The sequence below is a fragment of the Pseudomonas sp. CFBP13528 genome, from assembly GCF_005233615.1.
Lineage (GTDB): Bacteria > Pseudomonadota > Gammaproteobacteria > Pseudomonadales > Pseudomonadaceae > Aquipseudomonas > Aquipseudomonas fluorescens_AM.
This window is the reverse complement of sequence record NZ_QGAJ01000015.1, coordinates 37,379-63,798: the sequence shown is the minus strand read 5'-3', so window position 1 is coordinate 63,798 and position 26,420 is coordinate 37,379. Positions and strand designations below refer to the sequence as shown.

Genomic DNA, 26,420 nt, shown 5'->3' with positions numbered 1-26,420 from the left:
GATATCACAACTCAATTCGGGACTAATCCACCCTCCCCGCCGCCAGAAACGACCTCTGCTTATCTACATGCCTACAACGCCAGCGACAATAATATCTATGGGTGGCATCTAGATTTGGGTTTTGGATTTACAGGCGAGGGGCTTAACAGGAAGCATAGAGGCCAATGCTGAGGCTATGCTTTTTTCAAATATCTAATAGCCATCACACCCGCTTGAGGAATGCAATAGCCTATGGGAAAGAGATTTCTAATCTAGCAAGAAGCCTCTTTACTTGTTCAGCACCCCATGCACCAACACCCGTCTTGCCACGAGCTGTAGCAACACCAGAGCTGTTTAAGTAGTCAGCTAACGCCAGTAGCGTATGCTATGGAAGCCGATAGCAGCCTCTACAGTGGCTCTCAGTGCCTTAGCCTTTTCATCAGCCTTTTCTATCTTGGCCTCATTGGCCTTGAGATATGACTTATTTTGATGAGGTACAGTGAGAGCTACACGCCTTCTCTCAATCTTCTCCTGGGATAGCTTGTCTCCTGCATCTGCCCTTGCCTTCAAAGCCGATAGTCCTTCCTTGGTACGTTGGCTGATGAAGGTTCTCTCCTGCTGGGCCAGGGCTGCGTAGATATGCAGTTGGAAACTATCAGCCTCTGGCATCGTCGCCACCTTGAAGCTAACCGATTTCATGAGGGCTGATATGTCTGCCACGTCACGGGATAGACGATCAAGCTTAGCCACTACCAATGTGGCTCCCTGCTCTTTACAAGCAGCAAGAGCCTCTACACACGCCTTACGTTGTATTGGGCTGACACTGCCACTCTCAACATCTGTAAAGCTGTCTAGGATGTTCCAACCCATCTGTGTAGCAGCTTGAGCTACTTATGCCTGTTGAGCCTCTAAGCCCAAGCCAGAGTCACCTTGGCGTTTGGTAGACACTCGATAGTAGGCAATCACTTTCATACCGCCCTTTACCCCTGCTGAAGCTGACATGTTCACACTCCGAAATTCATTGTGTGTGAAGGCATTGTATGCGTTTCACGTTCCGTAGTCGAGCGTCTACTGCTTGTAAATGGCTTTCTCAACTTCGTATGAATGCGTAGCTGTCAAGACAGGAGAGAGAAATAAACCTTTCAGCTACACGCGGGGGGGGGATTACTTGTGCTACCGCACATTGAGAAGGGGGGCCGCTAGCGGCTATTGGATCAGTAGAGAATCCCAGTGAAACACACATAAAGGATAGCCTCCCAATAACCAATTTTAACCACTATGGAAACCTCTGGAGGCCACGTAATAAAAGGGCTAGAGGCTAGGCTGCTTTATGAAATACCACTATAAATCCTCTACTACCCTGCGGTTTCCTTTCTTACCAATCAGAGCTGACTCGTGGTGCACCCCATAAAGAGAGTAAACCTATGAATGCAGCTATAAGTGAATTCTATATGGAAACATGTATTGATCAGCATAAATCACTAGACATTTAATATTTTACAGCCTTCGAGACAAGTTAAAGTTAACTTTCAACAATTTGATAACTTTAACTTGGTAGTGAGAAATGGGTGAGCTTAATACCCCACCACCCCTACCCCAATGGAATCAGGGGTTTGCTCTAATGCAATCTCTATCGACTACCAAAAGAACAGAAATTAATGCACCTGTAACCTACCCTGTTAAAACTCCCTGTTGTTTGCCTCTACAAGTTACGCCAATAACACCCTATACAAGCCCATCTGCGGCTTTCCTGAGCGTATCTACAGACACACACATAAATCGGATACACAGAGAGAACAATAGCCGCCACCGGCATTGTAGGGGCTTCTTACTGAGTATACCCTTGACTATTGCCTTGGGCTTCCTCAGAGAGCAATTCCCTCCGTGATAGTAAGTACTACGTTTGTGTGTTATTGAGCAGCTTATCTAAAGCTTCACGTTTTTGCTTTTTCTCCAGCTTTTCAAGCTTCTGATCCAATATAAAATCAACTGCCATCATCAGCATAGGAAATAACTCTAGGCATTTATCCTCTGTTAAGCCATGAAGCCCTTGAGAAAGAAAGCCGTACAACCTTGGATGCCGTACAAGATCTGAGGGCAGGAACTTATCCAGAGCTGCTACCTTCTCCCCCATTCTGAGAGCAGAGTATCCTGCCCCGTGAGTAGATAGCCAAGCTGCATCTTTGATTGCTTCTTGATGCGCTTCTTTCACTAATGCCTCAAAAATCTTTCGCAGGTAAACTATAGAGCCAGCACCTACACTATGAGCGAAAAGCCCTACAGCCTTGGTATAGCCTTTCTGATGCTCCTCACTCAATACTTTACGATACTTTTTTAAATCTTGTTTTGCGGTGTCAGCACCGGACGGATACTGGCCTATTTTTGTCACACCATCTTTTTCGTTAAGCCTGAAGACGTAACATGCGACGTGTTCGTTTACGCGAGAGCACTTAGCTTTGATTACGCAAATATAAGGTTTCTGAAGTCTGGTGCGGAAGTCCTTACGAACAGGCCCAAATTCAGGATAGTCAGCAACAAACAAACTTCTATCCTTGCACTCCACACAATAAGTATCAATTGACCCCTGGAATCTAGTTAGAGCTAAAACCTTATCAAAACTAGTATCGTCCCACTTGTACGACTTATACAGGGGCACAGATACGAAAAAATCATGAGGTGTAGGAAAACCGTTGTCTGACACTTGGCCTTGCTCCATGGTATGCGATTATGGAAGCATTGTGCCACAGACTAGAGTAATCATCTACGATTCTGCCTAATCCACATGCTTTTCCCGCCTAAGCCATTGCAGCGAAGCCCAGCCGACATGGAGAATACAATTGCGATAATGAAAAAGAACACTTTTGAATGCTTGAAACAAAAAGAACGAGAACAGTCCAGATTTTGCGAGTCGGTCAAACTCACGACGCTTTACTTTGTCCTCATGTACTATTTCACCATAAAAGACCAAATCAAATAATTCATTCTTAGTAGTTTTACCCTCATCCTTGATGTTAATCAAGCTAGGGAAATCTAAATTTTTTCGCAGTTTCGCACGGGTATCTTGGATTACTTTTTTCAGGTCATCATGCTTGGACTCCCACCCCTCAGCTATAAGACCAATATCACGAATACAAAACCCGTCACGGCCTTGGATTAGTAGCCGAAAGTTGAGACAGAACGCTTCAAGCTCGTCAATGTTCAAGCCATCATGAGCGAGCCAATCCCCGGCGATAATGCGAGCCATATCAGACTGACCACGCTTACGGGTCATCCAACCCCAAAAAGCGCTAGAAACTATGCGTTCTGGCCTGTGGACGAAACGCTTGAGACTATCAACATCACTTTCTTCGCTCACCCTTAACCCCCAACATCAAGTGACGTTTTGCTCACAATGCTTCAAGGAAATTGAGAAAAGTGTCAGACAGCTCATGACGTGTTATGAACACTGATTCCTGCACCTGCCAAGCAATACCGCAGTCCAAGTTTAAGGCTGGATAGGCGATTGGTGAGTCTGCCCTGTAGCGGCTAGCCGTTGCCATCTTGGCTAGCGGCATACGTACCCGTTCGAAAACGTGCTTGGCTTCCCTGGCAATGCTATGCCTTGGGTCGCCCTCCAGCCTCTCACATATAGATCTGATGATTTCATAGGAGCCCAACACCCAGAGGTAGGATTGCGTCAGTAGATCATTGAACTCCATCATATGCTGTTCAGTGGGATGGATAACACCGGCCTCAGTCAGATTATGAATCTCCAAGGCGCGCCGATCACGTTGGATCAACTCACAGTCTTTATGTCCAAGGGCATGAATCACAGGGGGCATCATTTTTTCAATGGGAGCAGCTTTATGTCCTGCGCTCACCCAACGCTGCATTCGATCAACCACGACAGACTCCTTTTAGACACCCGATCAATTGGAGGCAGAATGCCATGCGGCAAATAGAATAGAAACCGTAGGCAAAGAAAAGCCCCGTTAATGCGAGGCGTAATGTGCAGCATCAGGGCATCAACTCCTGAAACCTGTAGGCTACCTTAACGGGAATCAATCTGAGACTAGCGACTTCCGCTTGAAGCTTTTCCACTGAGCACTTTTTGAAGTGCTGCTACTTTTTCAGCTTCTTCTTTCTTTTGAATTTTCTGATCTAAAATTAACTCGATGCCAATTTTCAAAGTGGGGAACAACTCTGAACACTCTTGCTCTGACATATCGTGAACACCAGACGACAAAACACTATACATAGCATGATGTTCTACCAAATACGAAGGTAGATAGCTTTTTAGCGATTTCACCTTATCAGCTACGCGATCTGTTTTATAACCAGCATTAGCTGCAAGCCAAACACTATCCTTGCTGGCCTCTCCACGGGCCTCTTCAATTAGTGACTCAAAAATCCTACGGAGATAAACTACAGCGCCAGCACCCACACCAGCAGACGCAAGCCTCACCGCTATCGTAAAACCTTCTGACTGCTCTTTGGACAATACATTGCGATACTTTCTGACTTTCACACTATCTGCATCCGCGATAGACGGATACTGACCTATCTTTCTGACACCTTCTTTATCAACTTTAAAAGTATAACGCGCTTTATGCTCTCTATTTCTTGAACATACAGCAGTAAAGTCTACATAAGGGAAATGCACCGTCCAATCTATAACACTTAAATTGTTACGACCAAGATTTGAAAGCTCTACATTAAAAATACTATGCCTACCACATGCAGCACAGTATGTATCTATGGAGTCGGTGTAGGAGCCAAAAGCCTGAAAAGCTTCGAAATTATCATCAGTGACAGCAAACTTGCTATAAAGAGGAAGTTTTACAAAAAACTCTTCCGCAGTAGGAAAATACGTTTTGTCCACTTGGCCTTGCTCCATGCTATGCGTTAAAGAAGGCATTGTGCCACAAGCCTACGACGCTTTTCTACAGACAAAGAAAAGCCCCGTCAATGCGGGGCACTTGTGTTGCTTGGGCTGTCAGCGCCCTTTGGCTTTGTGCTTTGTAGAACGTCCGTCAAAGAGAAGGTTCATAATGGTATCAAACTCATTACGAATAGCGTTGAAATCCATAACTTCACACTGTGAGTTTTGTTCAGTTAGTAGAGTGATGATAGCTGCCATCAAGGTAGTTTTTTCAGCATAAGGATCATCAGATAAAACCTTAAGAAAGCTACCACGGAGTTCGGTTTCGTACTTGAGGCGGGCGAGACGCTTTTGATTGACCATTGTGTTTCTCCTATATGTTTGAATGAGCCGCCATATTACAGCCACAACAAACACTTGAAATCCACGAATGAGACAAATTCGTAATACTGTATTTTCCACTGGAAAGCTTCGGCGTGTAAAGCTTAGGTATTGAGCTGTCAAGCTTTAGGCGGCTTGAGTTGCTTCTTGACGCTTGAATAGATTGTAGTTGGCTTCATCAGTGCTACGGTTACGGAAAGTCTTATCACTTTCGTGAGCTACATCAGCTTCATAGAACTTGATGAATTGCTTACGGTGGAAGCTATCGTAGTCTTCACCCCTCATATCAGTAGCGAATGCTTCGTGTAATGCTTCATCGTAAGTCTTACGAGTAGCTACGAAAACGTGGCGTAGCTCCTGACCTAGCAAGACTGTGTTTAGACTTGGGAATGTGTGAGTGTTTGCTGTGTTCATCATTTGTTTTTCCTTGGGTTGGGTTATTTATTGAAGCGAGCATATTTAGCTGCAAGAAGTGAGGATGTGTCTGAAGCTTGATAAGCAGCTAACCGTTCAGGTGTCATGTACTTAGATAGCTTCCATCCCGTACTCAGCTATAAAATCCCCTGGCGAGTTATCTTGAAAATACTTTGCTTTGAGAATGGCAGCTGTGCTCGTAGAGTTTACATCTACATGATTGTATTTGGTTTTAAGGATATCGGTTGTTGTAGGCTCTTGGGCTGTCTCTTGTATGGCCTCTGGGGCTTCCTCTATATCGGACGAAACACCAGATATTAAAGACTTTAAAATCGTTGTCTGTGTGGCCTCTGAGATGCCCCCAGCTTTAAGTGTGACGGCTAGGCGCTTAGCAGCTTTGGCTATTGTGGATTCAGCATCAATTCTTGCTGATGTACTCAATCTGATCCAGCATCCTGGTCGGCCCGGAGGCCGCATCGGGGGCAAGCCCCCTCCCACATTGGGCCGAGGCGTGTCAGTTGGGTGGCTGTCGGCTGGGAGGCCGCCATCGGGGGCAAGCCCCCTCCCACATTTGGATTGCGGTGCATCAGTCAGATAGCGATAGGCTGTGCGACCGCCACGGGAGCCAGCTTCCTCGCCACATGTCGGCGTCATACCAAAGTTGTGTAGATACCTATGCCCATGTGGAAGCGCTGTTACAACAGGCCGCCGCCGTCGACATCGATCACGGCGCCGGTCATAAAGCCGTTCTCCATCGCCAGCACATACCCCGCCGCCACTTCCTGCGCCTGCCCGACTCGCCCCACCGGCAAGGCCCCGCCGGCCTTGGCAAACATCGCCAGACGCTGCTCGTCCCCAAGCCCGGCGTACGCCGGTGTGTCAATCACGCCGGGGCTGATCACGTTGACACGGCGCGGCGCCAGCTCCTTGGCCAACTGCTTGCCCAGCGCTTCGGTCGCGGCGTTGATACCGGTCTTGATGAACTGTCCCGACACCAACTTGCGCCCCAACTGCCCGGAGGTCAGGCTGATGCTGCCGCGCTCATGCAGAAACGGCAATGCCTGTTGAACCGCACGCAAGGCTCCCCACAGTTTCACATTGAAATTGCCTTGGGCTTCGTCCAGGTCGGTGTCGGCCAGGGTCTTGGCATTGACCGATGGGCCGCTGGTGTAGACCAGATGATCGAAGCGCCCCACGCTTTCGAACAGGCGTTGCAACGAGGCGCTGTCGCTGACATCCACCGGCTCGCTGCGCATGCCGTTGTGCACCGCCGAGGTCAGGCGGCGCCCCGCCACCACCACGGTTGCACCGCGCTCGGCAGCCGCTGTGGCGACGGCTGCGCCGATACCGCTGCTACCGCCGATCACGATAATGGTTGTACCGCCGAGAGACGTCGTCATGGAAAAAGCCCGGGTTGAGAAGTGAGCGTTCATCTTCCACGCTTGGTAATCGAAGAAAAATCCCGGTAAAACGACAAGATCTTTAAAGGAATTTTACAAATGAGCTCGATCCTGGATCTTGAAGTGTTCGTGCGTACCGCCGATTCAGGCAGCCTGTCCGCGGCTGCACGCGGGCTTGGCTTGACCCCGGCGGCGGCGAGTATCGCCCTCAAGCGCCTGGAAACCCGCCTGGGCCTGCGCTTGTTCGCCCGGTCCACGCGCAGCATGCGGCTGACGGAGGAAGGCCGGCGCTACCTGGACAGCGTGCGCGTTGCGCTGGCGGCATTGAATGAGGGCGAACAGGCGCTCAAGCAGCAAAGCCAGGGCCTGACCGGATTGCTGCAAGTGGCGGCCCCGTCGGATTTCGGGCGCAACGTGGTGCTGGGCTGGCTGGATGCATTCAAGGCCGAACACCCGCACATCCGCCTGCAACTGATGCTCAACGACAGCAACGCCGATCTGTTTCGGGAGACGGTCGACATTGCCCTGCGCTTTGGCGTGCCCCAGGACTCCAGCCTGGTCGCCCTGCCGATCGCCCCCGACCACCACCGCGTTGCCTGTGCCAGCCCGGCCTACCTGGCGCGCCACGGCACACCGCTGCATCCAGCGCAGTTGTCAGGGCACAGTGCGTTGCGGTACATGCGCCAGGGCCAAGTCAGCCAGAACTGGCGCTTTCGCCAGGGCGCGCAGGTTGAAGAGGTCGAGGTCAGCGGCGACTATCTGAGCAACGACGGCGAAATCGTGCGCCGTTGGGCTCTGGCCGGGCACGGCGTCGCCTACAAAGCTCGACTCGATGTGGTGGGCGACCTGGCCGCCGGCCGGCTGGTGGCATTGTTCGATGAGTGGCAAGGCGAACCGGCGCCGTTCAACCTGATGTGCCCCCATCGCCTGCAGGTCTCGGAACGGGTGAAAGCGCTGCAGCGTTTTTTACAGGAGCGCTGCCAGGCGTTGCTGAGTGCATGAAGAAACACGCTCAGGGCTTGTTCCAGAGGGCTCGTGTCTGGTATTGCATGACACACGTTTGCCTGCTTTGAGGAGCTTTGCATGATTTACCGCACATTGGGCCAGTCCGGATTGAAGGTCAGCGCACTGACGCTGGGTACCATGATGTTTGGCGAACAGACCAGCACGGAAGACTCGCTGCGCATCATCGATAAGGCCTGGGATCAAGGCATCAACTTTATCGATACCGCCGACGTCTACACCGGCGGGCGCTCCGAAGAGATCGTCGGCGAGGCCATCGCGCGCAACCGTCAGGACTGGGTGGTGGCGTCCAAGGTCGGGTTCGGCCCGGCAGATGGCATGCCCAACCGCAGCGGGCTGAGCCGCAAGCGTATGTTCAACGCGCTGGAGGCCAGTCTGGGCCGCCTGGACACCGACTACCTGGACATCTACTACCTGCACCGCGAGGACCACGACACACCGCTGGAGGTCACGGTATCAGCGATCGGCGATCTTATTCGCCAGGGCAAAGTTCGCTACTGGGGGTTGTCCAACTATCGCGGCTGGCGTATTGCCGAGGTCATACGCGTGGCCGAGCGCCTGGGCGTTGACCGGCCGATCATCAGCCAGCCGTTGTACAACATCGTCAATCGCCAGGCCGAAGTCGAGCAGATCACCGCCGCGGCGGCCTATGGCCTGGGCGTGGTGCCGTACAGCCCGCTGGCGCGTGGGGTGCTCAGCGGCAAGTACGCGCCGGACCTGACACCTGAGCCTGGCAGCCGCGCTGCACGCCAGGACAAACGCATTCTGGAAACCGAATGGCGCGTGGAATCGCTGCGCATCGCCCAGCAGATCCAGCAATACACCCAGGGGCGTGGGGTGGGCATGGTCGAGTTTGCGATTGCCTGGGTATTGAATAGCGTGGCGGTGAGCTCGGCGATTGTCGGCCCGCGCACCGAGGCGCAGTGGGATGCTTACACCGGCGCACTCGAAGTGACGATCAGCGCGGCAGATGAGGCATTCATCGATTCGCTGGTGACGCCGGGGCACTCGTCCACAGCGGGGTTCAATGATGTGAGCCACTTTGTCTCGGGTCGCACGGTACGCTCGTAAGCGCCCCCTCGAAATACGCGGGCTCGCCGTTCCTCCTGTGGGAGCGCTCGAGCCTCGGCGAGGCCGCGACAGCGGTAGGTCAGGCAATGAAGATATCGACGGCAATGCCATCTTCACAGCCTCCCCGGGGGCCACAGCGGCGAACGTCATTGCTATAAAACGACCATTTTCAGCCTTTTTCCGCCTCAGGCCCCAAAACAGCGCATCTTTACGCTCAAAAGCACCATAATCTCCCTCCCTGTTGTTCCTGAATATCTCAAATCGGCTTTCGCGAGGACTGCGTGTCTAAAGGTGTTGTGTTATCGGTATCGGCCTCGGTGTTGTTTGCCGTGATGTATTACTTTACGTCGCTGCTTACACCGTTGAGTGGTTTGGAAATTTTCGGTTGGCGCATGCTGCTGACCGTGCCCTGCATGACCCTGTTCATGCTGGTCAGCGGCGAATGGCGGCGGGTGTGGGAGTTGCTGCGGATGCTGGCGCAAAGGCCACGCTTGATCGGCGGCGTGCTGGTGTCGTCCGCGCTGCTCGGCGTGCAGTTATGGCTGTTCATGTGGGCGCCGCTGAATGGGCGCAGCCTGGACGTGTCGGTGGGTTATTTCCTGTTGCCGCTGACCATGGTGCTGACCGGACGCCTGGTCTACGGCGAGCAATTGTCGCGCTTGCAGCAGATCGCCGTGGTGTTTGCCACGCTGGGCGTGCTCAACGAGTTGTATCAGGCCGGTGGTTTTTCCTGGGCGACGCTGGTGGTGATCATTGGTTACCCGGTGTACTTCGTGGTGCGCAAATACCTGGGCACCGACCATCTGGGAGGCCTGTGGCTGGACATGGCGCTGATGTTGCCGGTGGCCTGGTGGTTTGTGCAAAGCGGCGAGCAGGGCTTCGCGGTACTGGATGCGCAGCCGAAGTTGTACGCATTGATTCCCATGCTGGGCTTGATCAGTGCGTCGGCGCTGGTGAGCTATATCATCGCCAGCCGGTTGCTGGCATTCAGCCTGTTCGGCCTGCTCAGTTATGTGGAGCCGGTGTTGTTGCTCGCAGTGGCGCTACTGTTGGGTGAAGGCATCAAGGGCGGGCAATGGCTGACCTATATCCCGATCTGGCTGGCGGTGATGGTGCTGGTGTATGAAGGGTTCAAGCATCTGGTGCGTCAGCGCAGGGCCTGAATCCCAGGCAAAAGGAAGCCCGGCCGAAGCCGGGCTTTGTTTTGCCTAGTCGGCGGTCAATACACCGCGACGTACCTGATCGCGCTCGATCGACTCGAACAACGCCTTGAAGTTGCCTTCGCCGAAACCATCATCGCCTTTGCGTTGAATGAACTCGAAGAACACCGGCCCCATCAGGGTTTCCGAGAAAATCTGCAGCAACAAGCGCTTGTCACCTTCGATCGACGAGCCGTCCAGCAAAATGCCGCGGGCCTGCAGCTGGTCCACCGGTTCGCCGTGGTTGGGCAGGCGGCCTTCGAGCATTTCGTAGTAAGTGTCCGGCGGCGCGGTCATGAAGCGCATGCCGATCTTCTTCAACGCGTCCCAGGTCGTGACCAGGTCATCGGTGAGGAATGCCACATGCTGGATGCCCTCGCCGTTGAACTGCATCAGGAACTCTTCGATCTGGCCCGCGCCCTTGGACGATTCTTCGTTCAACGGGATGCGGATCATGCCGTCCGGCGCGCTCATGGCCTTGGAAGTCAGGCCGGTGTACTCGCCCTTGATGTCGAAATAGCGCGCTTCACGGAAGTTGAACAGTTTCTCGTAGAAATTGGCCCAGTAGACCATGCGGCCACGGTAGACGTTGTGGGTCAGGTGATCGATGACCTTGAGGCCGGCGCCTTGCGGGTTGCGGTCTACGCCTTCGAGGTAGACGAAGTCGATGTCATAGAGCGAGCTGCCCTCGCCAAACCGGTCGATCAGGTACAGCGGCGCGCCGCCAATGCCCTTGATCGCCGGCAGGTTCAGTTCCATCGGACCGGTTTCGATATGAATCGGCTGCGCCCCCAGTTCCAGGGCGCGCTTGTAGGCCTGCTGCGAGTTCTTCACCCGAAACGCCATGCCGCACACGGACGGGCCGTGTTCGGCGGCGAAGTACGAGGCCAGACTGTTCGGCTCGTTATTGAGGATCAGGTTGATCTCGCCCTGGCGATACAGGTGCACGTCTTTGGAGCGGTGGGTCGCCACCTTGGTGAAGCCCATGATCTCGAAGATCGGCTCCAGGATGCCCGGGGTCGGCGATGCGAACTCAATGAATTCAAAGCCCATCAGGCCCATCGGGTTTTCATATTGGTCGGTCATGTCGGGTGCCTCATCATGCTTGGGGTAACGAATCGTTATTGGCGGGCAAGGATGAGGTCAGCGGGTGGCGCACAGGAGAGTCCTCGCACGCTGCGGGCGAGGAAGTCACCAAAGATGAGGGGAGAACCGAGTTGCTTCATGGTGTCATCAGTCTCTGACGGCGAGGCTTGCGTGAGCGCAAGTCCATATTGTTGTATGCGTAAATCGATTCTACACAGCGTAACACTATTTGTCCGAGCTCTATTTGTCCGTGCTCGTATCAAATCCCCATCGCCCTGCCGCGTGCAAGGGGTTTGTCACCCAGGCAGGCGCGCAATGTTTTACTGAGCGCCTGATGGGAATGCCATCTATCATCGGCATAGTCCTCTTCTTTTCTGCACGGCCGCTCCTCTATGCCCCTTACCTCCCAAGGCCCACGAAGCCGAGTTGCGCGTTATGTGCTGAGCACCGTCTGCGGCCTGCTCCCCGTTTTATTGGGGGTCGTGATTCTTTATTGGCAAGCCGAACGCACGCTTGAGCAAAGCACCGCGCAAACGGCCCGGGAAGCGGTGCGCCAGCTCGACTTGATGCTCGACAACACCGCACTCGCGGCCCAGGCCTTGTTGCCACTGGCCGGCTTGCCGTGTGACAACGCCGTGAAGCTGGCACTGCGTGAGCAGGTCACGCGCCGACCGTTCGTGCGCGCCACCACCTTGTCCTGGCAGAAAAACATCTATTGCAGTTCATTGTTCGGCAGCAGGTATGAGTCGCCGGTCAATCCGGACGACTACGTTGGTGGGCGTTTGTGGTTGATGAACGGCAACCCGGTCACGCCGGATACCGCACTGCTGGTGTACCGCTTGGTCGACGGCGATCAAGGCGCGTTTGCCTCGATTGACGGTTACCACCTCACCAATGCCCTGCGCCTGATCAGCCGCTACGCTTCCCTGGTGTTAAAGGTGGGCCCCAACTGGCTGGATGCCGACGGCAAGGTCCATACCGACGCGTCGCCGGAATTTGCCATAGCCCCTCATTTCCTGGCCTCCAGCCGCTATCAGTACAGCGTCGATGTAGGCATGCCCGAGGGTGAGGTCTGGCGTTACATGCAGGCGCGCTATCCGGCCGTGTTCAGCCTGGTGGTGTTTTTTGGTGTACTGGCCGGCCTCCTTGCCCACTGGCTGCAAAAGCGCTCCTCAGCGCCCACCCACGAGTTGCAACGAGCCCTGCTCGCCAACGAATTCATTCCGTATTTCCAGCCGGTGGTGCGCGGCGACACGCGCCAATGGGCCGGCTGCGAAGTGCTGATGCGCTGGCAACACCCTAAAGAGGGCCTGGTGCGACCGGACCTGTTCATTCCCCTGGCCGAGCACTCCGGACTGATTGTGCCCATGACTCGCGCCCTGCTGCGCCAGACTGCCGCGCAATTGGCACCGCATGCCGAGCGCTTCAGCCCGGGATTTCATATTGGCGTGAACATCACCGCGCGTCATTGCCAGGACCTGGAGCTGGTGGACGACTGCCGAGCGTTCCTTGCGGCCTTCCCGCCCGGCCAGATAACCCTGGTACTGGAATTGACCGAGCGTGAGTTGATCGAGCCCACTGACATCACACGGCGCTTGTTCGACGCGCTGCACCAGCTGGGCGTGATGATCGCCATAGACGACTTCGGCACCGGGCATTCCAGCCTGGGCTATTTGCGTCACTTCAATGTGGACTACTTGAAGATCGATCAAAGCTTTGTCGCCATGATCGGGGCGGATGCCCTCTCGCGGCATATTCTGGACAGCATTATAGAACTGTCCGCCAAGCTCGACCTGGGCATCGTGGCCGAGGGCGTGGAAACAGCGCAACAGTGTGATTACCTTGTCGCCAAAGGCGTAGACTTTCTGCAAGGCTACCTGTTTGGCCGTCCATTACCCGGCGATGAATTCATTAAGTCGGTAACCCGTCAGTGAACAGTCACCGACTACCTTCCCGGCCAGCATATTATTTAGACAAAAGACATGATTTACTCGACGTGGATTAACTACTACAATTTTTCTTGCCGGCGATACACTCACAGTCAGGTGTTTTCGTTTGAGTTAGCTTAACCCTCTTGGCTTAAGGCTTTCTTCGCAGTAGATATCAGCTAACTACACTATTGGAGTACAGATTTTGTCCAGACTCGCCGAATTTCGCGCAGCAGAAAGAGCCCTTCAAGAGCAGCTTGCCCAGCTGGAATCCCTGAAGAACGACGCCGGGCTGAAGAAAGAAATCGAATTTGAAGAAAAGCTTAAAAAACTGATGGGCAGCTACGACAAGAGCCTGCGCGACGTGATCTCCATCCTTGATCCAAACCCGGCCAAACGTGGCGCCACACCTGCTGCCGCGCCGAAACAGCGCCGCGCCCGCGTGGTCAAGGTCTATCAGAACCCGCACACCGGTGAGCTGATCGAGACCAAAGGCGGCAACCATCGTGGCCTGAAAGCCTGGAAGGAAGAACATGGCGCAGCCACTGTAGATTCCTGGCTTCGCGGTTGATTGACAGGCATTAATGGAAAGCCCCGCTCAGGCGGGGCTTTTTCGTTTTCAGGTTCGCAAGCGAACTTAAATTAAAGTTCACATTCTTTCACATACAGCCATTCAAAGTTTGAGGCTGTCACGCACTGAACGGACTTCATCCTCACTGGTCTCGTACGCTTGCGCCTGGCCCGCATATGAAAACACGTAGGCTTTTTCCGTATCCACCGTGCCCACTAGTGTCTGCGATAGCACATGGCGACCGTTCTCGGTAATCACACAGGTAGTTTCCAGCGCATCAAGGCGGCTCAATGTAGCGGCGTGCAGTTTGGTGCACACGCTTTGATAACCGCCTTGGGCAAAATCCTTTTGAATGGACTTACGCATCTCCAGCAAGACGCCTTGAAGATTAACCTGGTGTCCGGCCTCAATTGGCGTACCGGTCAACTCCATCACCATCAAGGTCTGGCCATTTTCGTCATTCTTTATCGCACGCTGTCGAGTCACGGCCGGGCTCTTCCCGACGGCGGCGTCGGGCTCCACTTCCTCCACCTGCCAGCCGCTGGGCCAATGGATCTCGGGGTCGGCCGCCCCTGCGAGCGGGCTCGCCAGCAATAGACACAAGGTACTCAACAGCGGTTTACGAAACTCGATCATTGCAAAAAGCATCCAGGGTTCCAGCACCAAAGTTTGCGGCCCCAGACCCACAGCTCGCAAGGGCTGCGTCAGCTTTTTCATTTGGCGTGACCGGCAGGCCTTGCGTATCATGGCCCGGCTGCACGGATGCTTGCCGCAAGCCAAGGGACCGCTTTGCCCCATTTTTTTCTGGAGGGCCCATGAGCCTGCACGAACTGAACACTTTCCCCGGCGTCACTGCCCAACCTGATACTGCCACCGCGAACTTCGTGTTCAACCACACCATGCTGCGGGTCAAGGACATCACCAAGTCGCTGGATTTCTACACCCGCGTACTGGGTTTTTCCCTGGTTGAAAAACGCGATTTCCCGGATGCCGAATTCAGCCTGTATTTCCTCGCCCTGGTGGACAAGGCACAGATCCCGGCTGACGCGGCTGAGCGTACGCAGTGGATGAAGTCGATCCCTGGCATTCTGGAACTGACCCACAACCACGGTACCGAAAACGATGCCGCCTTCGCCTACCACAACGGCAACACCGACCCCCGTGGCTTTGGCCACATTTGCATCTCGGTACCGGACATCGTCGCGGCGTGCGAACGCTTCGAAGCCCTGGGCTGCGATTTCCAGAAGCGCCTGAGCGATGGCCGCATGAAAAGCCTGGCTTTCATCAAGGACCCGGACGCCTACTGGGTTGAAATCATTCAGCCAGCACCGATGTAAACCAAAAAACCCCATGATCACTCATGGGGTTTTTCATTTGCGCGGCGGATTTTATGCAGGCGCGGACGTGCGGATCAGGTGGTCGAAAGCACTCAGGGACGCCTTGGCGCCCTCGCCCACGGCAATCACGATCTGCTTGTACGGCACAGTCGTCACGTCACCGGCGGCGAATACACCCGGCAATGAGGTCTCGCCACGCGCATCGACGATGATCTCGCCGCGCGGCGTCAGCTCCACCGTGCCTTTGAGCCAGTCGGTGTTGGGCAGCAAACCGATTTGCACAAAGATGCCTTCCAGGTCGAGGGTCTTGAACTCGCCGCTGTCGCGATCCTTGTAGGCAAGACCGGTGACTTTCTGGCCATCGCCTTTGACTTCACTGGTCAATGCGCTGGTAATCACGTCAACGTTCGGCAGGCTGTACAGCTTGCGCTGCAACACAGCGTCAGCGCGCAGCTTGCTGTCGAACTCCAGCAACGTGACGTGGCTGACAATACCGGCCAGGTCGATGGCGGCTTCGACGCCTGAGTTACCGCCACCAATCACCGCCACGCGCTTGCCCTTGAACAACGGACCATCGCAATGCGGGCAGAAGCACACGCCCTTGGCCTTGTATTGCTGCTCGCCCGGCACGCCCATTTCACGCCAGCGTGCACCGGTGGCCAGGATCACGGTTCTGGACTTGAGCGTCGCACCGCTTTCGAAGCGGATTTCGTGCAACTCGCCGGCGTTTTTCGCCGGCACCAGGCTGCTGGCACGCTGCAGGTTCATGATGTCCACATCGTACTGACGCACATGGGCTTCCAGGGCGCTGGCCAGTTTGGGGCCTTCGGTTTCCTGTACCGAGATAAAGTTCTCGATGGACATGGTGTCCAGTACCTGGCCACCAAAACGCTCGGCGGCCACACCGGTACGAATGCCTTTACGTGCCGCATAGATCGCCGCCGATGAACCCGCTGGGCCACCGCCGACAACCAATACATCAAAGGCCTCCTTGGCACTGATTTTCTCGGCGGCTTTTTCGATACCACTGGTGTCGAGCTTGGCGAGGATTTCCTCCAGGCCCATGCGGCCCTGGCCGAAGTTCACACCGTTAAGGTAGACACTGGGCACCGCCATGATCTGACGCTCATCGACTTCAGCCTGGAACAGCGCGCCGTCGATAGCCACGTGGCGGATATTGGGGTTGAGCACGGCCATCAGGTTCAGCGCCTGGACCACGTCCGGGCAGTTCTGGCAAGACAGCGAAAAGTACGTCTCGAAGCTGAACTCGCCTTTCAAGGCACGGATCTGTTCAATCACTTCGACACTGGCCTTGGATGGGTGGCCACCGACTTGCAGCAGGGCCAGTACCAAGGACGTGAATTCATGGCCCATGGGGATGCCGGCGAAACGCAGGCTGATCTCGGCACCCGGGCGGTTGATGGAGAACGACGGCTTGCGCGCATCATTGCCATCGGTGTACAGGGTAATCAGCGTGGAGAGGCTGGCTACGTCCTGCAAAAGAGCGAGCATTTCCTCGGATTTCGCGCCGTCATCGAGGGAAGCGACGATCTCGATCGGCTGGGTAACCCGCTCCAGGTATGACTTCAACTGAGCTTTAAGATTGGCGTCCAACATACGGGCGATTTCCTTTGATTCTGGGTAAAAAAAACGCCCGAGCGAATCTCGCCCGGGCGTTTTTGAGGGCGGTTGCAGCTTACTGGGTAGGTGCGGATACCCGCCCTTGGGACTTCACAGACTTAGATCTTGCCGACCAGGTCCAGGGACGGAGCAAGGGTGGCCTCGCCTTCTTTCCACTTGGCTGGGCACACTTCGCCCGGGTGAGCGGCAACGTACTGGGCAGCCTTGATCTTGCGCAGCAGCTCCGAAGCGTCACGGCCAACACCGCCGTCGTTCAGCTCAACGATCTTGATCTGGCCTTCCGGGTTGATCACGAAAGTACCGCGGTCCGCCAGGCCGACTTCTTCGATCAGCACGTCGAAGTTGCGCGAGATGGTCAGGGTCGGGTCGCCAATCATGGTGTACTGGATCTTGCCGATGGCTGGCGAAGTGTTGTGCCAGGCAGCGTGGGCAAAGTGGGTATCGGTGGACACGCTGTAGATTTCTACGCCCAGTTTCTGGAATTCGGCGTAGTTGTCAGCCAGGTCTTCCAGTTCGGTTGGGCAAACGAAGGTGAAGTCGGCTGGGTAGAAGAACACCACAGACCACTTGCCTTTCAGGTCAGCGTCGGTCACATCGAGGAAGCTGCCGTTTTTGAAAGCGGTGGCTTTAAACGGTTTTACTTGGCTGTTGATGATAGGCATCGTTGACTCTCCGTCAGGGTTTGTAGAAAGGGTTAACAAGTTGATGGGGTGAATCCTACCCACTCCTGGTGACGATGGCTCATTGGCAAACCTGATGCTGACGATTGGGTTTCTCTATCAGATGACTGTATTAATAGAAGAAATCTCATAACAGCGGTTGGGTCGCCAGCGTCATGCCGAGAAAGGGCGTCGCTTCAACATAGCGCATGGCCGATTTCATGTCGCTCCAACCGACATAACTCATCAACGACTTCAGATCCCAGCCGCTGCGATGGGCCCAGGTAGCGAAGCCGCGTCGCAGGGAGTGGCTGGTGTATTGCTCGGCCGGGATGCCCGCGCGCGCAAGCGCCTGGCGCAGTAATGGAATCACGCTGTTGGGGTGCAGCCCCTCCTCCCCCAGGTTGCCCCAGCGATCGATCCCGCGAAACACCGGGCCGCGCACCAGTGCCGAGGCGCTGAGCCATTCGCTGTAGGCCTGTACCGGGCACAAGCGCAGCAGTGCGGGGGTTTGGTAAGTCTTGCCGAGGTTGTCGCGGTCACTTTTGCTGCGCGGCAAGTAGAGGCTGATGCCGGCCCCAGGCACCGCCTGGACATGCTCTATGCTCAAGCGACACAGCTCATCGCTGCGAAAGCCACGCCAGAACCCCAGCAGGATCAGCGCCGTGTCGCGTTTGGCGCGTAGCCACGCGGGCCGGTCCTGATTGTCGCTGGCCTCCCTCGCTTCAAGCTCAAGCGACGCCACCACCTGCTCCAGATGCTTGAGCTGCAACGGCTCGGCCTGGCGCTCGCGCGCAGGGTGCACGGCGCGGATGCCCTTGAGCACCTTGCGCACCACCGGCGCCTTGGTCGGGTCGGCAAACCCCTGGCTGGTATGCCACTGCGCCAGTGCCGAGAGGCGCAACTTCAGGGTGTTGACGGCCAGCACGCCCGCATACGCGACCAGATAGCGCGCCACGCTGTCGCTGGTGGCGGGCAGGAATCCACCCCAACTGACCTCGAAATGTTCGATGGCTGCGCGGTAGCTACGGCGCGTGTTGTCACGGGTCGCGGCGTTGAGGTAACGATCAAGATCACTCATGGCAGGGCCTATTCGTACTGCTAACGCCTGGTTTAACGTTAAAAATGCTGGTGACACGGGATAATACGCCAATATCCCATCTGTTAATTCATGAATTTAAAGTGTTTTTTAAATGTGATAGGGTATGTAAATACATACCCTGTACCACAGTACGAAATCGACGGAGACCCCATGGCTCGCGGCGGCATAAATAAAGCAGTAGTTCAGACGGCACGCCTGGCAATCCTCGCCCGTGGCGAAAACCCCAGCATCGACGCCGTGCGCATCGAGATGGGCAATACCGGCTCGAAAACCACCATTCATCGCTATCTGAAGGAACTCGACGAAAGCGAGACCCGCCAGACCATCACCCAGGCCCCGATTGATGACGAGCTTGGGGAATTGGTGGCACGGCTCGCCCAGCGCCTGAAAGAGAAGGCCCAAGAGCCCATCGACCTCGCCCTGGCGCAGTTCGAACAGCACAAGAGCGCCCTGCTCACTCAGCTTCAAGCGCTGCAGGAGGCCCATGACCAGTTGCAACAGCAGTTCGATATCCAGGCCGCCGCCCTCGCCGAGGAAAGCGCCGCCCTGCAAACTGCCAGCACCAGCCTGCAGACCGAGCAGACGCGCAACGCCGGGCTTAGCCAGGCGTGCAGCGATTACGAACTGAGGATCAAGGACAAGGACGAGCAGATTCGCTCACTGGAGGACAAGCACCTGCACGCCCGCGATGCCCTTGAGCATTACCGCAATGCGGTCAAGGAGCAGCGTGAGCAGGAGCAGCGTCGTCATGAGGGTCAGTTGCAGCAGGTACAAGCCGAGCTGCGTCAGGCGCAGCAGAGTGCACTGGTGCGTCAGGACGAAATCACCCAATTGCATCGAGACAACGAACGCGTGCTGATCGAGCACCGGGTGACCGCGCGGGAGCTGAACGCACTGCAGGAGCAACTGCGCAAGGACCAGGCCGTGCAACTGGAGTTGAGCGAGAAAATCAGCCAGGTCGACAGCGAGCGCACGCTGCTCCAGGAGCGCTTGCGGGTTGCACTGCAGGAAAGCCAGTCACGCCAGGCAGCGCTGACTGAACATCAGCAGGTCAACAAGGCGCTGGAGCTGGACCTGCTCAAGGCCCAGGCCAACATTGAAGCGTTGCGTCTGGCCGCCGTCGTTGCAACGACGCCAGAGGCAACCAGCGAAACCTGATCAGTCCGCCACAGGCGTGCGCATGGTGACGAACTCTTCCGCCGCCGTCGGGTGCACGCCAATGGTTTCGTCGAAATGCTGTTTGGTCGCGCCTGCCTTGAGCGCGATCGCCAGGCCCTGCACGATTTCGCCGGCATCGGGCCCGACCATGTGGCAGCCCAGCACTTTGTCGGTGTCGGCGTCGACCACCAGCTTCATCAGGGTCTTTTCCTGGCAGTCCGTCAGGGTCAGCTTCATGGGCCGGAAACGGCTCTCGAAGATCTGCACCTTATGGCCGTTCTTCTTCGCCTCCTCTTCCGTAAGGCCCACCGTACCGATATTCGGCAGGCTGAACACCGCCGTCGGGATCATCGCGTAATCCACCGGACGGTAGTGCTCGGGTTTGAACAGGCGACGTGCCACAGCCATGCCTTCGGCCAGGGCGACCGGGGTCAATTGTACGCGGCCGATCACATCGCCAATGGCCAGGATTGACGGCTCGGTGGTTTGATACAACTCGTCCACGTTGACGAAGCCACGCTCATCGAGGGTGACGCCGGTATTTTCCAACCCCAGGTTGTCCAGCATCGGACGTCGGCCGGTAGCGTAGAACACGCAGTCGGCTTCCAATACCCGGCCGTCTTTCAAGGTGGCCTTGAGGCTGCCATCGGCTTGCTTGTCGATGCGCTCGATGTCGGCATTGAATTGCAGGTCCAGGCCGCGCTTGGTCAACTCTTCCTGCAAGTGCTTGCGCACCGCGCCATCGAAGCCGCGCAGGAACAGGTCGCCGCGATACAGCAACGAAGTCTGCGCGCCCAAGCCGTGGAAAATGCCCGCGAATTCCACGGCGATATAGCCACCGCCTACCACCAGCACGCGCTTAGGCAGCTCTTTGAGAAAGAATGCTTCGTTGGAGCCGATGGCGTGTTCGCGACCCGGAATGTCCGGGATCTGCGGCCAGCCGCCCGTGGCGATAAGGACATGTTTGGCAGTGAAGCGCTCGCCATTGATTTCCACTTGATGGGGATCAACCAGGCGCGCATGCCCTTCGTGCAGGGTCACGCCGCTGTTGACCAGCAGGTTGCGATAGATGCCGTTGAGACGGTTGATCTCGCGGTCTTTGTTGGCGATCAGGGTCGCCCAGTCAAACTTCGCCTCGCCCAACGACCAGCCGAAACCGCTGGCCTGTTCGAAGTCTTCGGCAAAATGCGCGCCGTACACCAACAGTTTTTTCGGCACGCAACCGACATTTACACAGGTACCGCCCAGGTAGCGGCTTTCCGCCACGGCCACCCTGGCGCCAAAGCCTGCGGCAAAGCGCGCCGCGCGAACACCGCCGGAACCGGCGCCAATTACATACAGGTCAAAATCGTAGGCCATTTCATTCTCCTCGGCAGGACACCAGCATACCGACTTACATGGGGCTGAAAAACGAAAAAGCCACCCGAAGGTGGCTTTCACTTGAAACAGATCGGCAAGGGTGAAATCAGTACGCCTTGCCGGTCTTGTAGAAGTGCTCGTAGCAGAAGTTGGTCGCCTCGATGTAGCCTTCAGCGCCGCCGCAGTCGAAACGCTGGCCCTTGAATTTGTAGGCAATCACGCAACCATCTTTGGCCTGCTTGAGCAGGGCGTCGGTGATCTGGATCTCGCCGCCCTTGCCTGGCTCGGTTTCTTCGATCAGCTTGAAGATGTCCGGGGTGAGGATGTAGCGGCCGATGATCGCCAGGTTCGACGGTGCATCTTCCGGCGCTGGCTTCTCGACCATGTCACGCACGCGGATCAGGCCATCACCAATGTCGTCGCCGGCAATCACGCCGTACTTGTTGGTTTCCGTCGGGTTGACTTCCATTACCGCGACGATGGTGCAGCGGTATTTCTGGTAGAGCTTGACCATCTGGGTCAGCACGCCGTCGCCTTCCAGGTTCACGCACAGGTCATCGGCCAGTACCACGGCGAACGGTTCGTCACCGATCAGCGGGCGACCGGTGAGGATGGCGTGGCCGAGGCCTTTCATCTGGGTCTGACGGGTGTAGGAGAACGAGCACTCGTCGAGCAGCTTGCGAATACCGACCAGGTATTTTTCCTTGTCGGTGCCCTTGATCTGGTTTTCCAACTCATAGCTGATGTCGAAGTGGTCTTCCAGTGCGCGCTTACCACGGCCGGTCACGATGGAGATTTCATTCAAGCCGGCATCCAGTGCCTCTTCGACGCCGTACTGAATCAGTGGCTTGTTCACCACCGGCAGCATCTCTTTGGGCATGGCTTTGGTCGCTGGCAGGAAGCGAGTGCCGTAACCGGCTGCCGGGAACAAGCATTTCTTGATCATATGAGTCCTTACAAAGGGCTGTGCGTACGGAATTCGGCGCAGTCTAATCAGGCCGCAGTCACCTTACAATGGGTCCTGCTGGCGCCGCGATGTCATCATAGAGAAAAAATGTCGGCGTAAGTTCCGCTGATCTTTCAACCGGCAGGCTGGCCGGCGCTCGAGTGTTGCGTTTTCAAAGGGCCTGATCCTTTGTAGCACGCTTTTCGAAGCCCGGCTCCGGGCTGGAATTACTTGGGCAACTGCGGGGTGTTTGCGGCTATCATTGCACCCTTGAATCAGCTTACGAGATTGCTAATTAGATGTCAGAACCCAAAGGCGTAAACGGCTACCTGATCACCAAACGTGCGGACGGTTGGCACTTGATCAACTTCCATGGCGACAGCGTCGCGGGCGTTTTCGAGACCGAAAGCATGGCGATTGCGGTGGCCGAGGTGTTCGTGGATGAAGCCGGTCATGCATCGAGCAAGCGGCCAAAGGGCAAGTAAGCCACGCGGCCTTGCAGCAAAAGCCCCGCAAAGCGGGGCTTTTTTGTGTTTGGCTGTACCTAGATGGCAGTTCGCTATAATCTTCCGCCAACGCCCCACGACAGTGTCAGCGCCCCCCTCAACACCTTCGAAGACGACTCTCTATGAACAAGATCCTGGCACTCACTGCGGTATTGGCGCTGGCCGGTTGCACCACCACATCCGACACTTACCTGAAAAATGGTGAGCAAGGTTTGACCATCGACTGCTCGGGCGAAGTCAACTCCTGGGCCAGCTGCTACGAGAAAGCCGACGCTTCCTGCGCGGGCACCGGTTACCGCATCGTCGGCACCGACGGGACCCCGTCACTCAAGGGAAGCGAACAAACGCTGGGCAAGGACGTGGGTAATTTCAAAAGCCGCAGCGTCGTGGTGGTGTGCAAGTAAGCCTTGGTGCTACAGGTGAACTTCGGCGAACTTGATCCCGAGGCTGCGCAGGGTTTCGATCAAGTCATCCAGGCGCGGGAATGACTCGACCTCATCCTGATCGTCCACCAGGAAGTAACTGCGGCCGTCACTCTTCTTGAAAAATACGATCCACTCGCCCAGGTCGGCAGGGTTCTGGATGACGTGGGTCGCCGTGATCTGACCTTCAGCATGGCGGGCTTTGACGTGTTCTCGCTTCATAATGGGACGTTCCAGGCAGGGCAAGGCCGCTCAGACCCAGGGTTTGAACGGCATTCTTGTAGGCAGTGACCGACAGTTTAACGGATGCCTTGCCGATCGACACGCCATTGGGCGCTCCCATCAGCCCGCTCGGCTTTATGGGTTGAGTACCGGATAACACAGAAAAAACCCCACCGGACAGGAACGAAAATGCTCGTCCTGCGCAATGGGGCTCTTATCGGATTCAGTTCGTGGACATACGCCCTGTGTTAGCCGGAAATGCAATCCTCCCCGGCTTTTTTCACATCGCCCGGCCGAATCGGCACGTTGGACATGCTTTCATAGAGCTTGATGCTGCTGCCACTGGAGCGGTCCTCGATTTCGAAGATCGCTGACGGATCGGCCGAAAACTTCTGCGGCACGATCACTTGAATACCTTCCTTATGCGGTTCGATCTGTGGCGGACGACGTGTCGCCTCCAACTTGCGTACCACGCATGCCGCATATTCCTGCGGCTTTTTCCCGGAAATGACCACCAACGTAGGTGGGGTCTGCTTGATATCTGCAACCGAAGCACACCCAGCTATTGCCAAGGCCAGCACCAACACACTCCACTTCATACTAAAACCTCCGATAAAGACCCTACGACAGCGGACACAGGAATTTTCTCCCGCCAATGTAGGATTTATCTCTGAAAACTCGGTAAATAACTGTTTTAAATTGTCGAAGTCGTCGACGACAGCCCGATAATAAACGCGCTGGGGCTGATAAACTCCATCTTAACCTACGTATCGTTCTGATTTTTCAGAAAAAGCCCTTCTGGAGACACCCCATGAAATTCATCCATCAGCGTGAGCACCTTAACGAGGGAGACATTGTTGTCATCGAATGCTCACAGACCTGTAATATTCGTCTGATGAGCGATGCGAATTTTCGCAGCTTCAAGAACGGTGGGCGCCACACCTACCACGGTGGCGCCTTCGATAAATTTCCGGCGAAAATCACCGCGCCCAGCACCGGTTTCTGGAACATTACCCTGGATGTGGTCACGCGCCGCGCCATCAGTGTTACCCGCAAACCGGCGCTGTCCCACAAGATTCGCATTGTTCGTCGCACCAGCACCAAGCTGAGCTGACCCGAACGCCGCAAGGAAAAAAGCTGTGAACACCACCAAATACGTTATCAAGTACAAGCTCAACGGCGAACGTCGCTTCGAATTCGCCCAACTGACCAGCAACAGTGTCGAGGAGGCCCGGCAAGCCCTGGCGAAAATCCACGATGCAAGCGACGAAATTACTGACATCAACGTGAGCAAGGCGCTGTAAGCCATGCCGGGGCCTACCGCTGACCTGTTCGCCGATGATGCCCTGCAGCAACCTGCAAGGCGCGAACAGATTGGCGAAGAGTCTTACGTCCTGGGAGGCTACGCCCTGCCCTGGATTGATCGTTTATTGCCTGAGTTGCGGCGTGTCCTGGCCCAGTCGCCGTTTCGGCAAATGGTCACGCCTGGCGGTTTTACCATGTCGGCCGCGCTGAGCAGTTGCGGCGCGCTGGGCTGGACCACCGACACGCGCGGCTACCGCTACAGCCCTCTCGATCCACGCAGCCAGCAACCTTGGCCGGCAATGCCCGACGCACTGCGCGAATTGGCCATCTCGGCGGCCAACGCTGCAGGTTTCAGCGATTTCTTGCCGGATGCCTGCCTGATCAACCGCTATGTGCCCGGTGCAAAAATGTCGCTGCATCAGGACAAGAACGAGCAGCGCTATGACGCGCCAGTGGTGTCGGTGTCCCTCGGCCTGCCGGCGATTTTCCTGTTCGGCGGCCATCAGCGCAGTGACAAGACGCAAAAAGTCTCGCTGTTCCACGGTGATGTGGTGGTCTGGGGTGGCGTGGATCGGCTGCGCTTCCATGGCGTGATGCCGGTCAAGGAAGGCGAGCACCCGATCATGGGACCGCAACGCATCAACCTGACGTTTCGCACCGCCGGCTGATTTGACCGCAAGCTTCGGAGTGTCGCGCGCGAACAGCAGGGTTAATCTGCCGATCACCACTCAAGAGTGCAGGCCATGAACCACTCACTAGACCCACGCTGGGCCGCCATCGTGGCCCGCGATGCCAACGCCGATGGACTGTTTGTCTACGCTGTGAAAACCACCGGCGTGTACTGCAGGCCCAGCAGCGCCTCACGTTTGCCGCGTCCGGAAAATGTCGAATTCTTCGACACTGCGGAACACGCCGAAGCCGCCGGTTATCGTCCCAGCCGACGCGCCGCCGGCGACCAGACGCAACTGGCCGCCCACCATGCAAAGCTGGTCGCCGAGGCGTGTCGTCAGATAGAACAGGCCCAGACGCCACCCAGCCTGGACGCGCTCGCCCGCCACGCCGGCTTGAGTTCGTTCCACTTCCATCGCGTGTTCAAAGCCATCACCGGCCTCACCCCCAAGGGGTACGCCGGCGCTCTGCGCTCGCGCAAGGTGCGTGATGGGCTCAAGGCGCAGCAGTCGGTCACTGACACGCTGTACGACGCCGGCTTCAATTCCAACAGCCGCTTTTATGCAGCGGCTGACCAGGTGCTTGGCATGAAGCCGCAGGAGTACAAGGCCGGCGGTGCCAACAACCGGATTCGCTTTGCCGTGGGCCAATGCTCACTGGGGGCGATTCTGGTGGCGCAGAGTCAACGCGGCGTGTGTGCGATCTTGCTGGGCGACGAGCCGGATACGCTGGTACGCGACCTGCAGGACCAATTTCCCAACGCCGAACTGCTCGGCGCGGATCGGGATTTCGAACGATTGATCGCCCAGGTCGTGGGCTTTATCGAAGCGCCCGCCCTGGGCCTGGACCTGCCGCTGGATCTACGCGGCACGGCCTTCCAGGAGCGGGTGTGGCAGGCGCTGCGGGATATTCCGGTGGGCAGCACGGCCAGCTATGCGCAGATTGCCCAGCGTATCGGCGCGCCCACGGCATTTCGCGCAGTGGCCCAGGCCTGTGGCGCCAACCACTTGGCGGTGGCAATCCCCTGCCACCGCGTGGTGCGCAGCGATGGCGCCCTGTCCGGCTACCGCTGGGGCGTAGAGCGCAAGCGCACGCTGCTGGCGCGGGAAACCTCGGACTGACCCCGCTGCATAAAGCACTGCCCTCGTCCAGTGAATAAAACAGACTGGCCGGGCGCCAAG

At 56.2% G+C, this 26,420-nt stretch carries 31 protein-coding genes; 13 read left to right on the top strand and 18 right to left on the bottom strand.

The genetic code is table 11. The annotated features are described in order from the left end of the window. Window positions 1-345: 345 nt before the first annotated feature. From PspCFBP13528_RS22340 to PspCFBP13528_RS22300, 9 genes are all read right to left on the bottom strand, one after another. Window positions 346-849 carry a recombinase family protein gene (locus PspCFBP13528_RS22340; protein WP_241669131.1) on the bottom strand — a complete coding sequence of 168 codons (504 nt, stop codon included), beginning with the start codon at window positions 847-849 and terminating at the stop codon, window positions 346-348. Window positions 850-1,876: 1,027 nt separating this feature from the next. Further along, the gene (locus tag PspCFBP13528_RS22335; RefSeq protein WP_137201526.1) at window positions 1,877-2,680 is read right to left on the bottom strand and encodes a hypothetical protein; all 804 of its coding nucleotides are present in this window, start codon (window positions 2,678-2,680) and stop codon (window positions 1,877-1,879) included. A 72-nt stretch (window positions 2,681-2,752) separates the two neighbouring features. Then, a complete protein-coding gene (locus PspCFBP13528_RS22330; protein ID WP_137201525.1) occupies window positions 2,753-3,334 on the bottom strand; it encodes a hypothetical protein in 582 nt (193 codons plus the stop codon). A 31-nt stretch (window positions 3,335-3,365) separates the two neighbouring features. Then, complete coding sequence (locus PspCFBP13528_RS22325; RefSeq protein WP_137201524.1) at window positions 3,366-3,863, bottom strand: hypothetical protein; 498 nt, start codon at window positions 3,861-3,863, stop codon at window positions 3,366-3,368. Between the two features lie 167 nt (window positions 3,864-4,030). Next, window positions 4,031-4,840, bottom strand: coding sequence for a short-chain dehydrogenase (locus PspCFBP13528_RS22320; RefSeq protein ID WP_137201523.1), 810 nt, complete (start codon window positions 4,838-4,840; stop codon window positions 4,031-4,033). Window positions 4,841-4,954: 114 nt separating this feature from the next. Then, window positions 4,955-5,203, bottom strand: a complete 249-nt coding sequence (locus tag PspCFBP13528_RS22315) for a hypothetical protein (RefSeq protein WP_137201522.1) — start codon at window positions 5,201-5,203, stop codon at window positions 4,955-4,957. Window positions 5,204-5,347: 144 nt separating this feature from the next. Continuing rightward, on the bottom strand, window positions 5,348-5,638 hold the full coding sequence (locus PspCFBP13528_RS22310; protein WP_137201521.1) for a hypothetical protein: 291 nt from the start codon (window positions 5,636-5,638) through the stop codon (window positions 5,348-5,350). A 108-nt stretch (window positions 5,639-5,746) separates the two neighbouring features. Then, the gene (locus PspCFBP13528_RS22305; protein WP_137201520.1) at window positions 5,747-6,076 is read right to left on the bottom strand and encodes a hypothetical protein; all 330 of its coding nucleotides are present in this window, start codon (window positions 6,074-6,076) and stop codon (window positions 5,747-5,749) included. Window positions 6,077-6,330: 254 nt separating this feature from the next. Next, window positions 6,331-7,035, bottom strand: a complete 705-nt coding sequence (locus PspCFBP13528_RS22300) for an SDR family oxidoreductase (protein WP_137201519.1) — start codon at window positions 7,033-7,035, stop codon at window positions 6,331-6,333. A 99-nt stretch (window positions 7,036-7,134) separates the two neighbouring features. On the opposite strand from PspCFBP13528_RS22300, the gene PspCFBP13528_RS22295 reads away from it, so the two are divergent. The 3 genes from PspCFBP13528_RS22295 to rarD all read left to right on the top strand — a co-directional run bounded on the left by PspCFBP13528_RS22295 (window position 7,135) and on the right by rarD (window position 10,292). Then, a complete protein-coding gene (locus PspCFBP13528_RS22295; RefSeq protein WP_137201518.1) occupies window positions 7,135-8,037 on the top strand; it encodes a LysR family transcriptional regulator in 903 nt (300 codons plus the stop codon). A gap of 81 nt (window positions 8,038-8,118) precedes the next feature. Next, complete coding sequence (locus tag PspCFBP13528_RS22290; RefSeq protein WP_065952702.1) at window positions 8,119-9,129, top strand: aldo/keto reductase; 1,011 nt, start codon at window positions 8,119-8,121, stop codon at window positions 9,127-9,129. A 281-nt stretch (window positions 9,130-9,410) separates the two neighbouring features. Beyond that, entirely contained in the window at window positions 9,411-10,292 is an 882-nt protein-coding gene (rarD, locus tag PspCFBP13528_RS22285) for an EamA family transporter RarD (protein ID WP_065952701.1), read from the top strand. Window positions 10,293-10,337: 45 nt separating this feature from the next. Here the strand turns inward: rarD and hppD are convergent, their stop codons facing one another. Beyond that, window positions 10,338-11,414 (bottom strand): 4-hydroxyphenylpyruvate dioxygenase, encoded by a 1,077-nt coding sequence (gene hppD, locus PspCFBP13528_RS22280; protein ID WP_065952700.1) that lies wholly within the window; start codon window positions 11,412-11,414, stop codon window positions 10,338-10,340. A gap of 392 nt (window positions 11,415-11,806) precedes the next feature. Between hppD and PspCFBP13528_RS22275 the strand changes: the two genes are divergently transcribed. Both PspCFBP13528_RS22275 and PspCFBP13528_RS22270 read left to right on the top strand, forming a co-directional pair. Further along, window positions 11,807-13,348, top strand: coding sequence for an EAL domain-containing protein (locus PspCFBP13528_RS22275; RefSeq protein WP_137201517.1), 1,542 nt, complete (start codon window positions 11,807-11,809; stop codon window positions 13,346-13,348). Between the two features lie 199 nt (window positions 13,349-13,547). Continuing rightward, window positions 13,548-13,913, top strand: a complete 366-nt coding sequence (locus tag PspCFBP13528_RS22270; RefSeq protein WP_065952698.1) for a histone-like nucleoid-structuring protein, MvaT/MvaU family — start codon at window positions 13,548-13,550, stop codon at window positions 13,911-13,913. Window positions 13,914-14,015: 102 nt separating this feature from the next. Here PspCFBP13528_RS22270 and PspCFBP13528_RS22265 read toward each other — a convergent pair whose 3' ends face one another. Further along, on the bottom strand, window positions 14,016-14,549 hold the full coding sequence (locus PspCFBP13528_RS22265) for a DUF4946 domain-containing protein (protein WP_137201557.1): 534 nt from the start codon (window positions 14,547-14,549) through the stop codon (window positions 14,016-14,018). Window positions 14,550-14,728: 179 nt separating this feature from the next. Here PspCFBP13528_RS22265 and gloA point away from each other — a divergent pair, with 179 nt between their 5' ends. Continuing rightward, complete coding sequence (gene gloA, locus PspCFBP13528_RS22260; protein WP_137201516.1) at window positions 14,729-15,250, top strand: lactoylglutathione lyase; 522 nt, start codon at window positions 14,729-14,731, stop codon at window positions 15,248-15,250. A 51-nt stretch (window positions 15,251-15,301) separates the two neighbouring features. Here gloA and ahpF read toward each other — a convergent pair whose 3' ends face one another. The 3 genes from ahpF to PspCFBP13528_RS22245 form a co-directional block, all read right to left on the bottom strand. Then, window positions 15,302-16,867, bottom strand: a complete 1,566-nt coding sequence (gene ahpF / locus PspCFBP13528_RS22255) for an alkyl hydroperoxide reductase subunit F (RefSeq protein WP_065952697.1) — start codon at window positions 16,865-16,867, stop codon at window positions 15,302-15,304. A gap of 122 nt (window positions 16,868-16,989) precedes the next feature. Beyond that, window positions 16,990-17,553: an alkyl hydroperoxide reductase subunit C gene (ahpC, locus tag PspCFBP13528_RS22250; RefSeq protein ID WP_137201515.1), complete on the bottom strand. Its 564-nt coding sequence runs from the start codon at window positions 17,551-17,553 to the stop codon at window positions 16,990-16,992. A gap of 145 nt (window positions 17,554-17,698) precedes the next feature. Next, window positions 17,699-18,631: a site-specific integrase gene (locus tag PspCFBP13528_RS22245; RefSeq protein ID WP_065952695.1), complete on the bottom strand. Its 933-nt coding sequence runs from the start codon at window positions 18,629-18,631 to the stop codon at window positions 17,699-17,701. A gap of 171 nt (window positions 18,632-18,802) precedes the next feature. On the opposite strand from PspCFBP13528_RS22245, the gene PspCFBP13528_RS22240 reads away from it, so the two are divergent. After that, window positions 18,803-19,810 (top strand): DNA-binding protein, encoded by a 1,008-nt coding sequence (locus tag PspCFBP13528_RS22240; RefSeq protein WP_137201514.1) that lies wholly within the window; start codon window positions 18,803-18,805, stop codon window positions 19,808-19,810. Here PspCFBP13528_RS22240 and gorA read toward each other — a convergent pair whose 3' ends face one another. Together gorA and galU are read right to left on the bottom strand one after the other, a co-directional pair. Beyond that, complete coding sequence (gene gorA / locus PspCFBP13528_RS22235) at window positions 19,811-21,169, bottom strand: glutathione-disulfide reductase (protein WP_137201513.1); 1,359 nt, start codon at window positions 21,167-21,169, stop codon at window positions 19,811-19,813. Between the two features lie 106 nt (window positions 21,170-21,275). Beyond that, window positions 21,276-22,115 carry a UTP--glucose-1-phosphate uridylyltransferase GalU gene (gene galU / locus PspCFBP13528_RS22230; protein WP_003173830.1) on the bottom strand — a complete coding sequence of 280 codons (840 nt, stop codon included), beginning with the start codon at window positions 22,113-22,115 and terminating at the stop codon, window positions 21,276-21,278. Between the two features lie 299 nt (window positions 22,116-22,414). Here galU and PspCFBP13528_RS22225 point away from each other — a divergent pair, with 299 nt between their 5' ends. Both PspCFBP13528_RS22225 and PspCFBP13528_RS22220 read left to right on the top strand, forming a co-directional pair. Further along, window positions 22,415-22,600, top strand: a complete 186-nt coding sequence (locus PspCFBP13528_RS22225) for a hypothetical protein (protein WP_017528082.1) — start codon at window positions 22,415-22,417, stop codon at window positions 22,598-22,600. 143 nt (window positions 22,601-22,743) lie between these two features. Next, window positions 22,744-23,025 (top strand): hypothetical protein, encoded by a 282-nt coding sequence (locus PspCFBP13528_RS22220; RefSeq protein ID WP_065952692.1) that lies wholly within the window; start codon window positions 22,744-22,746, stop codon window positions 23,023-23,025. 9 nt (window positions 23,026-23,034) lie between these two features. On the opposite strand, the gene PspCFBP13528_RS22215 is transcribed toward PspCFBP13528_RS22220, so the two are convergent. After that, window positions 23,035-23,265: a hypothetical protein gene (locus PspCFBP13528_RS22215; protein ID WP_065952691.1), complete on the bottom strand. Its 231-nt coding sequence runs from the start codon at window positions 23,263-23,265 to the stop codon at window positions 23,035-23,037. Between the two features lie 248 nt (window positions 23,266-23,513). Continuing rightward, window positions 23,514-23,864, bottom strand: coding sequence for a hypothetical protein (locus tag PspCFBP13528_RS22210; RefSeq protein WP_065952690.1), 351 nt, complete (start codon window positions 23,862-23,864; stop codon window positions 23,514-23,516). 212 nt (window positions 23,865-24,076) lie between these two features. Between PspCFBP13528_RS22210 and PspCFBP13528_RS22205 the strand changes: the two genes are divergently transcribed. From PspCFBP13528_RS22205 to ada, 4 genes are all read left to right on the top strand, one after another. Continuing rightward, window positions 24,077-24,379, top strand: coding sequence for a DUF1883 domain-containing protein (locus tag PspCFBP13528_RS22205; RefSeq protein ID WP_003173824.1), 303 nt, complete (start codon window positions 24,077-24,079; stop codon window positions 24,377-24,379). A gap of 25 nt (window positions 24,380-24,404) precedes the next feature. Next, window positions 24,405-24,569, top strand: a complete 165-nt coding sequence (locus PspCFBP13528_RS27670; protein ID WP_163001619.1) for a hypothetical protein — start codon at window positions 24,405-24,407, stop codon at window positions 24,567-24,569. A gap of 3 nt (window positions 24,570-24,572) precedes the next feature. Continuing rightward, window positions 24,573-25,238, top strand: coding sequence for a DNA oxidative demethylase AlkB (gene alkB, locus PspCFBP13528_RS22200; RefSeq protein ID WP_137201512.1), 666 nt, complete (start codon window positions 24,573-24,575; stop codon window positions 25,236-25,238). A 75-nt stretch (window positions 25,239-25,313) separates the two neighbouring features. Next, window positions 25,314-26,360 (top strand): bifunctional DNA-binding transcriptional regulator/O6-methylguanine-DNA methyltransferase Ada, encoded by a 1,047-nt coding sequence (gene ada / locus PspCFBP13528_RS22195; protein WP_137201511.1) that lies wholly within the window; start codon window positions 25,314-25,316, stop codon window positions 26,358-26,360. Window positions 26,361-26,420: the final 60 nt, after the last annotated feature.

Excerpts from the sequence above, each read along its gene's own strand:
- ahpF (WP_065952697.1), bottom strand. The coding sequence starts at position 16,867 with ATGTTGGACGCCAATCTTAAAGCTCAGTTGAAGTCATACCTGGAGCGG.
- PspCFBP13528_RS22290 (WP_065952702.1), top strand. The coding sequence starts at position 8,119 with ATGATTTACCGCACATTGGGCCAGTCCGGATTGAAGGTCAGCGCACTG.
- ahpC (WP_137201515.1), bottom strand. The coding sequence starts at position 17,553 with ATGCCTATCATCAACAGCCAAGTAAAACCGTTTAAAGCCACCGCTTTC.
- PspCFBP13528_RS22215 (WP_065952691.1), bottom strand. The coding sequence starts at position 23,265 with ATGAAGCGAGAACACGTCAAAGCCCGCCATGCTGAAGGTCAGATCACG.
- PspCFBP13528_RS22315 (WP_137201522.1), bottom strand. The coding sequence starts at position 5,203 with ATGGTCAATCAAAAGCGTCTCGCCCGCCTCAAGTACGAAACCGAACTC.
- PspCFBP13528_RS22210 (WP_065952690.1), bottom strand. The coding sequence starts at position 23,864 with ATGAAGTGGAGTGTGTTGGTGCTGGCCTTGGCAATAGCTGGGTGTGCT.
- PspCFBP13528_RS22245 (WP_065952695.1), bottom strand. The coding sequence starts at position 18,631 with ATGAGTGATCTTGATCGTTACCTCAACGCCGCGACCCGTGACAACACG.
- PspCFBP13528_RS22295 (WP_137201518.1), top strand. The coding sequence starts at position 7,135 with ATGAGCTCGATCCTGGATCTTGAAGTGTTCGTGCGTACCGCCGATTCA.
- PspCFBP13528_RS22340 (WP_241669131.1), bottom strand. The coding sequence starts at position 849 with ATGGGTTGGAACATCCTAGACAGCTTTACAGATGTTGAGAGTGGCAGT.
- PspCFBP13528_RS22205 (WP_003173824.1), top strand. The coding sequence starts at position 24,077 with ATGAAATTCATCCATCAGCGTGAGCACCTTAACGAGGGAGACATTGTT.
- PspCFBP13528_RS22310 (WP_137201521.1), bottom strand. The coding sequence starts at position 5,638 with ATGATGAACACAGCAAACACTCACACATTCCCAAGTCTAAACACAGTC.
- PspCFBP13528_RS22275 (WP_137201517.1), top strand. The coding sequence starts at position 11,807 with ATGCCCCTTACCTCCCAAGGCCCACGAAGCCGAGTTGCGCGTTATGTG.
- PspCFBP13528_RS22300 (WP_137201519.1), bottom strand. The coding sequence starts at position 7,035 with ATGACGACGTCTCTCGGCGGTACAACCATTATCGTGATCGGCGGTAGC.
- PspCFBP13528_RS22220 (WP_065952692.1), top strand. The coding sequence starts at position 22,744 with ATGAACAAGATCCTGGCACTCACTGCGGTATTGGCGCTGGCCGGTTGC.
- gloA (WP_137201516.1), top strand. The coding sequence starts at position 14,729 with ATGAGCCTGCACGAACTGAACACTTTCCCCGGCGTCACTGCCCAACCT.
- gorA (WP_137201513.1), bottom strand. The coding sequence starts at position 21,169 with ATGGCCTACGATTTTGACCTGTATGTAATTGGCGCCGGTTCCGGCGGT.
- PspCFBP13528_RS22240 (WP_137201514.1), top strand. The coding sequence starts at position 18,803 with ATGGCTCGCGGCGGCATAAATAAAGCAGTAGTTCAGACGGCACGCCTG.
- PspCFBP13528_RS22265 (WP_137201557.1), bottom strand. The coding sequence starts at position 14,549 with ATGATCGAGTTTCGTAAACCGCTGTTGAGTACCTTGTGTCTATTGCTG.
- hppD (WP_065952700.1), bottom strand. The coding sequence starts at position 11,414 with ATGACCGACCAATATGAAAACCCGATGGGCCTGATGGGCTTTGAATTC.
- alkB (WP_137201512.1), top strand. The coding sequence starts at position 24,573 with ATGCCGGGGCCTACCGCTGACCTGTTCGCCGATGATGCCCTGCAGCAA.
- ada (WP_137201511.1), top strand. The coding sequence starts at position 25,314 with ATGAACCACTCACTAGACCCACGCTGGGCCGCCATCGTGGCCCGCGAT.
- galU (WP_003173830.1), bottom strand. The coding sequence starts at position 22,115 with ATGATCAAGAAATGCTTGTTCCCGGCAGCCGGTTACGGCACTCGCTTC.
- PspCFBP13528_RS22225 (WP_017528082.1), top strand. The coding sequence starts at position 22,415 with ATGTCAGAACCCAAAGGCGTAAACGGCTACCTGATCACCAAACGTGCG.